Annotated in this window: 10 protein-coding genes; 1 reads left to right on the top strand and 9 read right to left on the bottom strand. The window is 51.5% G+C overall.

All coding sequences use genetic code 11. The features are described 5' to 3' along the window. Positions 1-29 precede the first annotated feature (29 nt). The 6 genes from acs to P1U71_RS02355 all read right to left on the bottom strand — a co-directional run bounded on the left by acs (position 30) and on the right by P1U71_RS02355 (position 7,223). Entirely contained in the window at positions 30-1,970 is a 1,941-nt protein-coding gene (gene acs, locus P1U71_RS02380) for an acetate--CoA ligase (RefSeq protein WP_301103945.1), read from the bottom strand. A gap of 130 nt (positions 1,971-2,100) precedes the next feature. Continuing rightward, complete coding sequence (locus P1U71_RS02375; RefSeq protein ID WP_301103944.1) at positions 2,101-2,826, bottom strand: ABC transporter ATP-binding protein; 726 nt, start codon at positions 2,824-2,826, stop codon at positions 2,101-2,103. Continuing rightward, positions 2,826-3,584 (bottom strand): ABC transporter ATP-binding protein, encoded by a 759-nt coding sequence (locus tag P1U71_RS02370; protein WP_301103943.1) that lies wholly within the window; start codon positions 3,582-3,584, stop codon positions 2,826-2,828. The genes P1U71_RS02375 and P1U71_RS02370 overlap by 1 nt, the downstream gene beginning before the upstream one ends. 11 nt (positions 3,585-3,595) lie before the next feature. Beyond that, positions 3,596-4,753, bottom strand: coding sequence for a branched-chain amino acid ABC transporter permease (locus tag P1U71_RS02365; RefSeq protein WP_301103942.1), 1,158 nt, complete (start codon positions 4,751-4,753; stop codon positions 3,596-3,598). Beyond that, positions 4,746-5,762, bottom strand: coding sequence for a branched-chain amino acid ABC transporter permease (locus tag P1U71_RS02360; RefSeq protein ID WP_301103941.1), 1,017 nt, complete (start codon positions 5,760-5,762; stop codon positions 4,746-4,748). The genes P1U71_RS02365 and P1U71_RS02360 overlap by 8 nt, the downstream gene beginning before the upstream one ends. A 108-nt stretch (positions 5,763-5,870) precedes the next feature. After that, complete coding sequence (locus tag P1U71_RS02355) at positions 5,871-7,223, bottom strand: ABC transporter substrate-binding protein (RefSeq protein ID WP_301103940.1); 1,353 nt, start codon at positions 7,221-7,223, stop codon at positions 5,871-5,873. A gap of 205 nt (positions 7,224-7,428) precedes the next feature. On the opposite strand from P1U71_RS02355, the gene P1U71_RS02350 reads away from it, so the two are divergent. Next, the gene (locus P1U71_RS02350) at positions 7,429-9,045 is read left to right on the top strand and encodes a helix-turn-helix transcriptional regulator (protein WP_301103939.1); all 1,617 of its coding nucleotides are present in this window, start codon (positions 7,429-7,431) and stop codon (positions 9,043-9,045) included. 14 nt (positions 9,046-9,059) lie between these two features. Here the strand turns inward: P1U71_RS02350 and P1U71_RS02345 are convergent, their stop codons facing one another. From P1U71_RS02345 to P1U71_RS02335, 3 genes are all read right to left on the bottom strand, one after another. Beyond that, positions 9,060-9,605, bottom strand: a complete 546-nt coding sequence (locus P1U71_RS02345; RefSeq protein WP_301103938.1) for a hypothetical protein — start codon at positions 9,603-9,605, stop codon at positions 9,060-9,062. Between the two features lie 145 nt (positions 9,606-9,750). Then, a complete protein-coding gene (locus P1U71_RS02340; RefSeq protein ID WP_301103937.1) occupies positions 9,751-12,378 on the bottom strand; it encodes a VWA domain-containing protein in 2,628 nt (875 codons plus the stop codon). Positions 12,379-12,619: 241 nt separating this feature from the next. Next, a complete protein-coding gene (locus P1U71_RS02335; RefSeq protein ID WP_301103936.1) occupies positions 12,620-13,837 on the bottom strand; it encodes an MFS transporter in 1,218 nt (405 codons plus the stop codon). Positions 13,838-13,863 lie beyond the last annotated feature (26 nt).

The following is a 13,863-nucleotide window of genomic DNA, read 5'->3' as shown; positions in this document are numbered from 1 at the left end:
CTTGCAGGGGCTTTTTGGCATGCATGGCCTTACTTATTCATCCTGTTTTCGATCAGATCCTCAACGACCGCGGGTTCAGCCAATGTCGAGGTATCCCCGAGGCTACCGTAGTCGTTTTCAGCCACTTTACGCAGTATACGCCGCATAATCTTGCCCGAGCGCGTTTTTGGCAATCCCGGCGCCCACTGGATCAGATCCGGTGTGGCAATTGGACCAATTTCATGGCGAACCCACTTGACCAGTTCAGCGCGCAATTCCTCCGATGGTTCAATCCCCGATGTCAAAGTGACATAGGCATAAATGCCCTGTCCCTTGATATCATGCGGATATCCGACAACGGCGGCTTCGGCCACAAGTTCGTGGGCCACAAGGGCGCTTTCCACCTCGGCGGTTCCCATCCTGTGGCCGGACACATTGATCACATCGTCAACGCGGCCGGTGATCCAATAATATCCATCGTCATCCCTTCTTGCGCCATCACCCGTGAAATAAAGTCCATCGAAATTCGAAAAATAGGTCTGAATAAAGCGATCATGATCGCCGTATACTGTCCGCATCTGGCCGGGCCAGCTATCCTTGATACAGAGCATGCCCTCGCAGGGCCCCTCCAAAACAGCGCCATCACCATCGACCATAAGTGGTTCAATTCCAAAGAATGGAAGGGTCGCAGAGCCCGGCTTCAGGTCTGTTGCGCCCGGCAGAGGCGAGATCAGAATACCGCCCGTTTCCGTCTGCCACCAGGTATCAACAATCGGGCATCTCCCCTCCCCGACAACGTCATTGTACCAGCGCCAGGCTTCCGGGTTGATAGGCTCCCCGACCGATCCCAAAAGACGCAGCGACTTGCGCGATGTTTTCTTGACGGGCTCATCGCCGTCGCGCATCAATGCACGGATCGCCGTCGGAGCTGTATAAAAGATATTGACCTTATGCTTATCGCATACTTCCCAAAAGCGCGAGACAGTTGGATAATTAGGCACACCTTCAAACATCAATGTCGTCGCGCCATTGGCGAGCGGCCCATAAACGATGTAGCTATGCCCCGTCACCCAGCCGACATCGGCCGTGCACCAGTAAATATCGCCATCATGATAGTCGAATACATAGCGGTGGGTCATCGCCGCATAGACAATGTAGCCGCCGGTGGTATGCAGCACACCCTTTGGCTGGCCTGTCGAGCCGGAGGTGTACAGAATGAATAGCGGGTCTTCCGCGTTCATTTCCTCAGGCGGACAGTCCGCATCAACCTTGTCCATTTCCGCGTGATACCAAACGTCGCGGCCTTCAACCCATTTGACATCTCCGCCGGTGCGCTTGACGACAATACAGGTCGTGCAGTCCGGGCATTCCGCCAGCGCTGCGTCTGTATTGGCTTTGAGAGGGATTGGCCGCCCGCCGCGAACCCCTTCGTCGGCGGTAATCACACAGTTGGACTTACAGTCCCGGATTCGCCCGGCCAGAGCATCCGGCGAAAATCCGCCAAACACAATGGAATGGATCGCGCCGATGCGTGTGCAGGCAAGCATGGCGACTGCCGCTTCGACGATCATCGGCATATAGAGGGTGACGCGATCGCCCTTCTTGATTCCTTGCGCCTTCAGTACGTTTGAGAACTTACATACCTCAGCATGCAGTTCGCGGTAGGTCAGGGTTTTATCGTCATTCGGATCATCCCCTTCCCAGATAATGGCCGGGCTGTCGCCCCGTTTTTCCAGATGACGATCGAGGCAGTTGTAGCTAACGTTCAATGTCCCGTCATGGAACCATTTAATATGCAGATCATCCTTGGCAAAAGAGACATCTTTTACTTTCGTATAGGGCTTGATCCAGTCTATCCGCTTTCCATGCTCGCCCCAGAAGGCGACGGGATCTTCAACCGATGCGCGATACATCGCCTGATAACTCGTCTTGTCGGCCCAAGCAGTTTTCGCAAGTTCCTGAGGTACGGGATATAGATCCTTTGCTGACATCCTTCTAAGTCCTTTCACCCAACATACAGATTTTTCAGTGTTTCGAATTCGGCAGTAATCGACAGGGCATTTATGCGTCCGTCTCCATCTAAATACAACCTAAAAGTCGGAAAATTCTGAATACCCGCGTTCAGATTGCGAGATACTCATGCCGCAATTCCTGATCGTCCAGAACCTGCTGTGCCGTGCCGCGGAAGGCAATCTGGCCCATATCCAGGATGAGCGCCTTGTCGGCAAGCTGCAGTGCCGCAACAGCATTTTGCTCAACAATAATGGTCGTAATCCCGAGCTTTTTAACTTCAAGCAGGATTTTCTCAATTTCCTGAACTATAACCGGCGCAAGCCCCTCATAGGGCTCATCCAGGAACAGCAGTTTCACATCCCGAGCAAGCGCCCTTGCGACGGCCAGCATTTGCTGCTCCCCGCCAGACATGGTGACAGCATCCTGGCTTCGCCGTTCACCAAGACGCGGAAAATGGTCGTAGATACGCTCTATCTCCCACCCCTTTGGTTCCGCCACCTGTGCAAGTTCGAGATTCTCCTCCACCGTTAATCCGCCAATTATACGCCGATCCTCGGGCACAAGCTGAATACCTGCCTGCGCTGCCTGGTAGGCTTTTAGCGAATGGATTGCTTCACCATTGAGATATATTTCACCGCGCTTCAACGCAGGACTGTCCACCCGGGCAAGCGCCCTCAGAGTGGACGTTTTCCCTGCCCCATTCCGGCCGAGCAAAGCAACGATATCCCCTTCTTCAACATCGAAGGAGACTCCTTGCACGATATAGGACTCGCCATAATAGGCATGAACATCCTTGACGCTGAAATAGGGCATTTTCTCTGAAGTCTCAGACATTATTGAGCCCCTCCCAAATACGCTTCCTTGACCTTTGGGTCCTCTCTTACGCTCTGCGGATCGCCGCCGGCGATGATCTGCCCCCGCGCCAGTACGCTGACCTTGTCCGCCAGGCTGAAGACAACATGCATATCATGTTCGATAATCACCTTCGTCATACCGCGTGACTTGATCTTCTTTAAAAGCTCGATCGTCTGGTTGGTATCATGGCGCGCCATGCCCGCAGTCGGCTCATCGAGCAATAGAAGCCGTGGCCTTAAGATAAGGCACATACCAAGCTCCAACCTGCGTTTATCACCACGGCTGAGGCTACCCGCCTCGACCATCATCATGTCTTTTAGACCAACATCCTCAAGGATATGTTCTGCCTCATCACGAACCTCCCCTTGGCGGCTCAACAGTTCAGCAGCGTTTAGCCGGAACGCGCCATCGCGATGGGAAAGAGCCGGAATCATGACATTCTCAATCAGTGTCATTTCCTGAAAAATCTCCGGCGTTTGAAAAACCCGCGCAACGCCAAGCTGGGCAATCTCATGGGGCTGTCTGCCGGTCAGAACTTCGCCCGCAAAAGTCACTTTACCCGTATCCGGCTTCAGTCGGCCGATACAAACATTCAATAGCGTCGACTTACCTGCGCCGTTCGGACCGATGATCGCATGCGTCGTTCCTTCCTCCACATGCAGATTAACATCGGAAAGAGCGCTGAGCCCGCCAAAGCTTTTATTGATATTGTCCAGATGAAGAACGAGATCGCCCATGATTTACCCTCTTACTCGCCAGCCTGATTATGCGCTTCTACGGACTGTGGCTTTGTTTTCCCACCAGACCTGAAATAATTGAAGATACGACGGAAACCTTCCACCAGGCCGCCAGGCAGGAAAATCACGATGATCATAAACAATAATCCCAATGTCAGATGCCAGCCACTGCCAACGAAAAGACCGACGACAGGCACGACAAAATCAACAACACTGTCAGGCAAGAAGGAGAAAGCCTGCGTAAGCACATTATCATCGAAGGAGGAGAAGATATTCTCAAAATACTTGATCAAACCCGCGCCCAGCATTGGCCCGACAAGCGTACCCGCACCGCCAAGGATCGTCATCAGCACAACTTCGCCCGAAGCCGTCCACTGCATTCTCTCAGCCCCCGCCAGAGGGTCGGTGACGGCGAGCAGGCTGCCCGCCAGCCCCGCATACATGCCCGATATGATAAACGCCGTCAGCATATAGGGGCGCGTGTTCAGACCCGTATATCTCATCCTGTTCTGGTTTGATTTGATCCCTTTCAGCATCAGTCCGAAGGGAGATCGGAAAATCCGCATGGATATATAGAAACAGATAATGAGTAGAACAGCGCAGAAATAAAAGCCGGGATAGCCACTCATCGTCTCGCCGAAGAGATCCGTACTCGGAAGCCCTGCTCCTACTGAACCATCTGAAAACAGGCTGTCAAGGATGCGCGGATCAGAACGGGCTAGTTGCAGTCCCGTTTCCCCGTTAGTAATCGGCGTCAGCACTGAATAGGCAAGATTATAAGACATCTGGGCGAAAGCCAGCGTGAGGATCGAGAAGTAAATCCCCGTCCGGCGCAAACTCAGAAAGCCGATGATGGCCGCCAGTATTCCAGCAAACACAACACCGAAAATCACAGCCGGGAGAACGTTCATGGTCAGCAGCTTGAACGACCAGACGGCGGCATAGGATCCGACACCGAGAAAGGCCGCGTGACCGAAAGAGAGATATCCGGTCAATCCAAAGAGGATGTTAAAGCCAATGGCAAAAATACCGTAGATGGCAAATTTCTGCAGCAGATCCGGATAGTTGCCACCAATGGGATCAAGCCAGATCGGCATCGCCAAGATGGCGGCGGCAAAAATGATCACAACAAAAGTGTCATTAAGAAGCGGCTTCTTGGTATTAGTCATCCATCACTCCAGCCCGGCCCATAAGGCCACGTGGCAACACCAGCAAAATTACAACAGCGACGAGATATAGAATAATCTGGTCGATCCCGGGAAAAATCTCCTTCACTTCATTCATTGAGGCGAAAGATTGAACAATGCCCAGCAAAAACCCGGCCAGCACTGCCCCGCCGAGTGAGCCCATACCGCCCACCACAACAACAACGAAGGAGAGCACCAGAAAATCCATGCCGAGATGGTAATCAGGCGGCAAGATAGGCGTATACATCACTCCGGCGACACCTGCGACGATGGCGGCGATCGCAAAAACAACGGTAAAGCGCCTCTCGATATTAATGCCGAGAAGCCCGACAGTCTCCCGATCACGCATACCGGCACGCACGACCATGCCATATGTGGTGAATTGCAAAAATGCGAACACGGAAAAAATTATCAATCCGGAAAAACAAAGATAAATAAGGCGCCACCATGGATAGACGAGATTGTTACCTAATCCGACCCATGCGCCGACATTCGCGCTGCCGGCCAAAATTTCAGGAGCAGGCTGAGGTATTGGATTAGCGCCGAAATATGCCTTGATGATTTCCTGAATAACGATGGCAAGGCCGAAGGTAACAAGGATCTGCTCTGCATGGGGGCGTTTATAGAAATGCTTGATCAGGCCCCGCTCCATAACATAGCCGACCAGTAGCATGAACGGGATGGCGAGCAGAATAGAGAGCGGCACAGAGTAATCAATAATTATCCGGCCCGTATCGCCAAACCAAGTTTCGAGATAGGGTTGCTCCTTATAGGCAACGAAAGCAGTTACGCCCTCGTCACGAACCTTCACCGATAGAGTAACAAGCTTCTGAAAGGTAACGGCACAAAACGCCCCGAGCATAAACAATGCGCCATGGGCAAAATTAACAATTCCCAATGTTCCGAAAACCAATGTCAGGCCAAGCGCAATCAGGGCATATGCAGCCCCCTTATCCAGACCATTCAATATTTGAATAAAAATGGCATCCATGAAATCTACCCCAAACAACCGCGCAATTTTTTTGCGGGTTAATCCGCCTCAAAGATACACGGGTTGGCGCCCTCTCGGCAAACGCCAACCCGCGCGCTGTAACAGATTTTACATCTTTACTTCGTAGGGACCAAGTTCGCCGCCAAAGATTGTCCAGTCATACTCGACCTGAGACCGCGGGGTGACGTCGACCACCTTCAGGAGGTCGAACTGACTTGACGGGTTTTCGTTACCGCGCACCACAAGGACATCCTTGAAGCATTGGTGATCTTCTGCACGATAAAGCGTCGGGCCGTTGCCCATACCGTCAAAATTGAAGCCCTCAAGCTGTTTGATGACTTCCGGCGGATAGAATGTGCCGGCCATTTCACAGGCATTGGCATAAAGCAACGTCTGAACATAGCAGGTATGAGCCGCCATTGATGGCGGCGCGCCATATTCTGCCCCGAAGGACTGAACAAAAGCTTTCGACCCATCATCCTGTAGCGACCAGTTCCAGTTCGTCGTACCCAGAATACCCTTGATCGCATCGCCAGCACCCTGTGCCATCAGACGCGAGAAGAGTGGCACAACAATCTCGAAGTTCTTGCCATTGACCTGCTTGTCCCGCAGCCCGAACTGGACTGCCTGGCTGAGCGAGTTGATCATATCCTTGCCATAATGGTTGAGGATAAGAACATCCGCGCCCGAATTGAGAACCGGCGTGATGTACTGCGAGAAGTCACCCGCACCAACCGGCGTCTTGACCGCATTAACAGTCTCCCAGCCAAGGGCCTCAGTCGAGTTTTTGATGGATTCTTCTTGCGTCCAACCCCAGGTGTAGTCCGCTGTCAAATGATAGGCCCGGCGCTCGGAGCCATATTCCTTGTTCAGCACAGGCGCCAGTGCCGCGCCTGACATATAGGCATTGAAGAAATGACGGAAGCCATAGCGGCGCTTATCTTTACCCGTTGTATCATTGGAATGGGTCAAACCTGCCATAAAAATAATACCCTGCTCCTGACAGAGCGACTGCACGGCGACAGCCACACCGGAAGAAGACCCACCGGTAATCATCAACACACCATCTTTCTCGATCATGCGTTTTGCCGATGCACGTGCGGCGTCAGACTTCGTCTGGGTATCACCGGTTGAGTAGGTCACCTTCTTGCCCAGAACACCATTACCGCTTAGCATGGATGGTTTGAAAGTATTCAGCATACCGCCGTCGCCTTCACCGTTCAAATGCTTGACTGCCAGCATATAGGCGCGAAGCTCATCCGCCCCTTCGTCCGCATAAGGACCTGATTGCGGTACGTTAAAGCCAAGCTTTAACTCCCCTGAATTTTCCGGATTATTACGGAATTCTTCCGCCCAGGCATTCTTAACAAAGATGCTTGGAGTGGCGGCGACCAGGCCACCGACTGCACCGGCCTTGAGAAGGCCGCGGCGCGACACGCCTGATTTCTTGATATCACTCATGAATTGTCTCCCATATTCTAGTGGATCGTCCCCGGGCAAGATGCCTGTGTTATATTTTTAAACTCAAACTTCTCCCTGTCTTGTAAAAATTTCACATTTTTGCCATTTTTCCCATCAAAACCTTGTAAAACATCAGTTTTTTATGTAAATAATTACTAATTTATTTTGTAAATCTGTAAATTTTTGTAAAGCTTCAAATATCGCGATGGCAAAATCACCTCTACTTGGCAATCGGTTACGGCGATTGCGCAAAGAAAAAGAACTGACCCAGGTGGAACTGGCGGACCGCCTTGGCATCTCTGCAAGCTATCTGAATTTACTGGAGCATAACCGGCGCAGCATTACGGTTCCATTGCTGCTGCATTTAAGCAAGATCCTGAAGGTTGACCCACAAGTCTTTTCCCCGCAGGAGGAAGGTCATCTGATCGGAGAGATCACGGATGCCCTGAAAGACCCGCTCTTTACCGACGATAAGTTTACAGACGAAGAGATTGCCGAAATGGCGGCAGATGCGCCTGCGCTCAGCTCAGCATTCAAGAAAACATATGACGCGTTTAAAACCGCGCAAACGGATTTGCAGCTATTAAGTGAACGGCTCTCACAGGATTTTCTTTTCGCCGGTTCCTCCTTTCGGCTGCGTACCCTCGTGACATCAATTATGTCATCGACTGAAATCGTGCATGACAATGATGATCTCGGCTCCAAGGAACGCAAGGAGTTTCTTCAGATCGCGCTGAAAGATAGCGAAGCCCTCAATGATACAGTGAATGAGATGCTTGGCGTTGTCGGCGACGGCAGCCTGACCGGCAAAGCCTGGGCGCCATCGCCAAATGAGGCGGTCTCCGACTTTATTCAGGCCCGGAATAATTATTTTGACCCGATAGAACAGGCCGCAGCGGATTTTCGTGCATCCTTCAACGATCACGACCTTCTATCGGCCCCTGTCATGATGGACTATCTGCAGGATAAACACGGCATTCAGATCGAGTTTGCCTCGCGGGACAGCCACAATACCGAGGCAACTTTGTATGATGAAATGGATCACACCCTCGTCCTCTCGAAATCACTGCCACAATCGAGCGTTAAATTTCATCTCGCGCTCCTTTGCGGGCAGCTTCAATATACGGACCTCTTCCAGGAACTTGTGAACGCCCCCGAGCTTCCGACTGAAGCCGCGAAGCAGAAGGGCGTCGCGGCGCTTGCAAATTACTTCGCGGGAGCCTTTCTCTTTCCATATGACATATTTTTTCAGTCGGCCGAGGATCTGCGGTACGATATTGAACTAATGCAGCAGCAGTTTGACGCCAGCTTCGAACAGATTTGCCATCGCCTGACAACATTGATGCGCCCTGGAAGCAGTGGCGTTCCCTTCCATTTGATCCGAAGTGACATTGCCGGAAATATCTCTAAACGTTTCAGTGCATCGGGCTTGCGTATTCCGCGTTATGGAAACTCCTGTCCGCGTTGGGTCTTACATGCGGCGTTTTTAACACCCGGCACGCTTTGTCCGCAGATTTCCGAAATGCCCGATGGTCAGCGGTTTTTCTCCATCGCGCGCACGGTTACCAAGCCAAGCCTGGGGTATGCTCAGCCAAAACGCCATTATGCCATCAGTATTGGCTGTGACATTACGGTAGCACATCGGGTGATTTATGCTGATGGCCTCAATCTGGCAGCCCCCAAAACAGTCATGCCTATCGGTATAACCTGCCGGCTATGCGAGCGAGCGAACTGTGCACAGCGCGCCGCGCCGCCGCCATCGCAAACCCGCCAGATTACGCCGCAAAAACGCAATATCTCGCCCGGTATCGGAGATTTCTAGATCAGCGACAATGTTTAGTAATTATTGAGGGTCAATCGGCCCTTCGCGGTCCGTCGTATTGCGCCATCGCGAATGGCCGTGAAATCAAGCTCCATATTGACACCATTCAAGGTGCGCTTATAGATTTGCATGTCATAATCACCGGCATCGCTGATCGCCATGACATAGACTGTTAGTGTCTGCTTTTTTAACCGCGCCCAGGAAATGCTTTCGCGGGCGTAGACATCTCCGCCTTTGCTATCCTTCCACATATTCGGACTGTCTGTCTTGACAAAAGTAAGGGTAGTTTCCTTCAGGGATTCTTTGGGGCTTTCAGGAGTCCCTTTCTGGCGCAAAAGAGTCCGCCAGGTGATGGTAAAATCGCCGCTCTCATCCGGCTTGATGCTTACATCGATATCACGGCTTGTAATCGGGAAATTAACGCTTATGTTGCTTTCCGATATGGCATTTCCCCGCCAGTCTCCCCTAAATGCAGAAATGGACAGATCCTTGGCGCTCGCAATGACGGGCATCGTCATCATAACTGCCATTACAATCAGAAAATATTTTACCCTAGTCAATGTACGCCCCCTGTTTCACCCAACCAAATCCCGCATCGGTAGAGGCATAGTAGGGCAAGCCACTCAAGGCTTCCAGTCATTTAAGCCGCTCGACAAAAGAAAAAAGCCGCAAAAATGCGGCCTTTTCCCTCCTGTCAGCAACGAACTAACTTTCGTCGACGACTATTTTCCCATTTGTAATGTCGGAGTTATTAAGCGACGCATTCTCCACAATAATCGAGAACCCGGCAATTTCAGCATCCGCTGCATCCGTAACGGTAATCGTTGTATGGCCGCTTGTTTCAGAGAAATTAACATGATCAGGCCGATCAACCGCTGCAATACCGAGTTCATCGAATAGCGCCGTCAGATCGATAACATCCGCGTCTCCGTTAGCACCAAAATCTGTAATTATATCGTTCCCATCGGAACTCGCATTCAGATAGACAAACCGGTCATCACCGCCTCCACCAGAAAGCGTGTCATCCCCACCAGCTCCGACAATATAGTCGTTACTAGAGCCGCCATCGATTACCTCTGCCGCTGCGGTCCCTGTATAGGCATCATCAGGCGCAATAGTAAACGTTATAACAGCCGTGCTCATCGAGCCATCCGTATCAACAATAGTATAGGAAATTTCATCAGTCTCGAAATCGGCGACATCGGATTCAACAGAATATGTAAAATAACCAGATTCAAAATCCATCCCAAAAACACCAAACTCAGTATCAATGGCTATAAAGGTACCCTCAACATAGCTATCTGGATTCACCGGTAGAGACAGATCATATGTCACGCCATTATAAGTAAAAGAGACGATCGGGATATCCGCGAGCGGGTCGGAACCTTCAATGTCGTTATCCAAAACATTACCTGTTACCCACGCATCAATAGTTTCAAGGCTATAGGATAAATCCTCAGCATCGTCCACATATCGATATGAACCGCCATTATTATCTTCCGAAGTATTATCAATCAGGCCCAAATAAGCACTGTTTTCCGCGCCTTCCCCTAGACCGACAGCGTATACCTTGGCCCCGTTCAGATCATTCGTCACCCAATTATTAAAGTCATCAATACCAGTTTGAGTATCGCCAATGGTCGGCTGTCCATCAGAGATGAAATAAATTTCCTGATCATATCCCGGAACAAAGTCCACAGTGCGCGCTAAGTTGAGCGCAGCCTCATAGTTAGTATCTCCATCGTACCAGACCCCAAAAGGTTCCAGCGCCTCCAGAGCAGATTCCAGCGTTGTAAAATTTCCACCCCCTATGAATCCGGCTGTATCATTAAATTCGATCAAGGTAATCGCCGTGCCATCCGGATTCTGCTCGAACAATGTCCCTATCAGATTAATCACCGCCTCTTTCATAAGCGCCAATTCTGCCGGATCCATACTCCCGGATGTATCTAATACCATGACGGCATGAACATCCGTCGGCTCTACCTTAATCACTGGGCCGTCATCAACTGCCGTCGGACCGTCATCATTCGGCGGGACATCACCCACTGTCACATCAATGGTGAAGCTGCTGCTTGCTGTGTTGTTCGCGTCGGTCAGTTCACCGCCTCCGGCAACCGTTGCTGTCTCAGTGGCAATCGCCGTAACCGTTAGCGAGAAATCCGCATCATCATCCGTCGGCGGCGTGATGGTCAATGCGGCAAGATCCCATCCCGAGATGTCTACGTCTGAGCCATCGCCGATGAAACTGTTCACCCCGTCAGAGAGAGTTGCACCCACCGGAACACCGCCCATCGACACAGCGAGGGTTTCAGAGCCGTCCGTATCCTGAAGCGCAGCCGTAATTTCGGGGATAGAGATTGCCGTATTCTCATCGCCGCTGGCATCCCCACCGGATAACGTGGGAGCATCGGCAACCGCATCAACGATGGCAATTCCATCATCTTCTGCCGTTCCGGTATCACCACCGCCATTCACATAATTGGCAAGGACAGTGAGCATAATATCGGAATCGCTATTTAACGGCGGCAGCACATACATAGATGGCAATATCCCACCCGCAGCGAGAACCGAAAAATTTCCGCTGGTCACGTCCACTTCATCACCTGGCGTTGTTCCGCCAACGAAGAAACGCGTCCCATCTGGAAACCCGGAAATATCTATGGAGGTCAATTCCTCGTCCGTTTCGGGAGTAAACTCGACCAGCATCTGCATGGGTAATTCAGTGGTGTTCCCAACATTCTGATTGGGTTGCCAGTCTTCATAGCCGCCTGCCGCAGGGGAAGTGGACCCATCAGGCGTCGAAAAGGTCAGGATAACGGTCCCGCCCGGATCATCCGTTGGTGTTGAGGTTGAGGGGAAATCTTCATTCTCTCCGATAATTTCCTCAATTTCATCGCGAGAGAAAGCAAGCTCCGTACCGGGAAGAAGATCAGCAATTTCGAGAGGATCGCCTATGTCACCTTCGGTAAAAGGGCGGAAGTTCGCGCCGCCGCCATCACTGTTTTCATCACCCGCCTCCGGATTTATATCCGCGAGCGAAAAACCTTGAACGAGCGGCGTAATTTCCCCGACTTCAACAATTTCGCCATTCTCCAGCTCAATCTGGGGAGGATTTTCGGTGGTGCCAAACGTCAAGAAGTCCTGCAGCAAATAGGTGTCTCCGCCATCTACCGGCACGACAAGCAAGTTTCCTGCATCCTGAACAAACTGAACATTTGCAAGGGACTCGAAAGGTAACTTGATTGTTTTTCCCGGGGTTGCCTCAATCATCACTTCGGCCCCCGTTACTTTTTCAGAGCCGCTACCGTTGTTGCCGTTTGACGTCGCCATTTGCCCTACTCCACTCACTTTACTTTACCGTGGCCAAGCTGATTTAGCTAACCCGTTAAAAAAATAGCCAAAATCGGCTAATTTGTCTTTATTTTTCTCAAATCTGGGGAAAACCTACTATGCTCGCGGCATTCTCCACATCCCCTAAACGGGGGATAAAGTGAAAAAATTAATAAAATTTTAATTATCGCAACGGGAAATCAAGGGGGGTTTTATTAGCAATATACGGTATATTGCCGGTCTATCTTGGACGAAGCGCCAATTTAGCGAGAAGCGCAGCAACCAAAATAATAATGACGCAGGCGAGGGAAATGGCCGTAAGAGGTATCGACGCATCCAGAGCAACCCCCATGAACACAGGCCCGAGCGCGGAGCCAAAAACCATCACCACGGTTGCCACAGCGCGAATAGCGCCAAGATGCCGGGTTCCGTAAATTTCCGGCCAAAGTGACGACAGAACCGGATTTGTCCCGCCCACCCCAATCCCAAGGATAAACATCACAACAATGGCAAATATTTGCGATGGCGCGTAGGCAAAGATCAGGAGACTAACAGACATGGGGAACAGAATAAACGGGACGAGCCGTTTTGCCCGGAACAAATCCACGAGAAATCCTGAAACCACGCCGCCAATTAATGACGCCAGCGCAAACACTGCGAATGACAGGCTCCAGAACTCAAAACTCCATCCTTTGAGTTCAATAAAATACACCTGATGGAAAAAGAGGCCGGTAATGATGGCCGCCGTCGCCATCGAAGTCGGCATCAAGAGATAAAACCTCTTATCCCGAAGCATTTCCGCGCGTGTCCAGTGTTTGGCATCCTCATCCGCTGCCTGAAGGACGGCGGCCCCGGCGCCATCCTGATGAGTGGTATGACGGATCAGAAAGGGGGCAACGGGTAATAGTGTAAACGCCGCCAGCACCGCCATCGTCGGCCAGATCAATCGCCAGTCAACAAAGCCAAGCGCCAGAACGATAAACGGCGGAAACAACGCTTCACCAAGCGGGAAGCCAAGCCCCGCGATAGCAACGGCACGACCACGCTCGGCCTCATATCGCCGCGCCATCGAAGTAAGTGCGATATGCGTCATCATTCCCTGCCCCATAAAACGGACAGCGATAATGCCAAAGAAAAGCGTCACTGGCCCCTGGATGAATCCAAACGCCAGTGTCGCCGCGACCATGAGGATTCCAACCTTCACGACAAAGCTTCTAAGTGGCAGCCGGTCAACAAGCGGTCCCGCCTTCCAGAGCATAGCCGCACAGATAAGGGTCGCAACGGTATAGATTGTGCCAAACTCACCATTGCTGAGGTTGAAATCAGCACGGATATGCCCACCAATAACTGAAATGACATAGGTCTGGCCGGGACCGGACCAGAAGGCTAACAACAAGCCGAAAAGTAGGAACCGCCATTCCTGGCGGACAAAAGGCAGGGTGCCGTGAAGACGCAACATAACAAAGACCGGCGTTGGCAATTAGA

The sequence above is a fragment of the Sneathiella sp. genome (assembly GCF_029233945.1).
Classification (GTDB): Bacteria; Pseudomonadota; Alphaproteobacteria; order Sneathiellales; family Sneathiellaceae; genus Sneathiella.
The sequence above is the reverse complement of the archived record's forward strand: the minus strand, read 5'-3'. Positions and strand labels throughout refer to the sequence as shown.

What these genes read in the sequence shown, in the direction of transcription:
- acs (WP_301103945.1), bottom strand. Translation starts at nt 1,970, where the DNA reads ATGTCAGCAAAGGATCTATATCCCGTACCTCAGGAACTTGCGAAAACT.
- P1U71_RS02375 (WP_301103944.1), bottom strand. Translation starts at nt 2,826, where the DNA reads ATGTCTGAGACTTCAGAGAAAATGCCCTATTTCAGCGTCAAGGATGTT.
- P1U71_RS02370 (WP_301103943.1), bottom strand. Translation starts at nt 3,584, where the DNA reads ATGGGCGATCTCGTTCTTCATCTGGACAATATCAATAAAAGCTTTGGC.
- P1U71_RS02365 (WP_301103942.1), bottom strand. Translation starts at nt 4,753, where the DNA reads ATGACTAATACCAAGAAGCCGCTTCTTAATGACACTTTTGTTGTGATC.
- P1U71_RS02360 (WP_301103941.1), bottom strand. Translation starts at nt 5,762, where the DNA reads ATGGATGCCATTTTTATTCAAATATTGAATGGTCTGGATAAGGGGGCT.
- P1U71_RS02355 (WP_301103940.1), bottom strand. Translation starts at nt 7,223, where the DNA reads ATGAGTGATATCAAGAAATCAGGCGTGTCGCGCCGCGGCCTTCTCAAG.
- P1U71_RS02350 (WP_301103939.1), top strand. Translation starts at nt 7,429, where the DNA reads ATGGCAAAATCACCTCTACTTGGCAATCGGTTACGGCGATTGCGCAAA.
- P1U71_RS02340 (WP_301103937.1), bottom strand. Translation starts at nt 12,378, where the DNA reads ATGGCGACGTCAAACGGCAACAACGGTAGCGGCTCTGAAAAAGTAACG.
- P1U71_RS02335 (WP_301103936.1), bottom strand. Translation starts at nt 13,837, where the DNA reads ATGTTGCGTCTTCACGGCACCCTGCCTTTTGTCCGCCAGGAATGGCGG.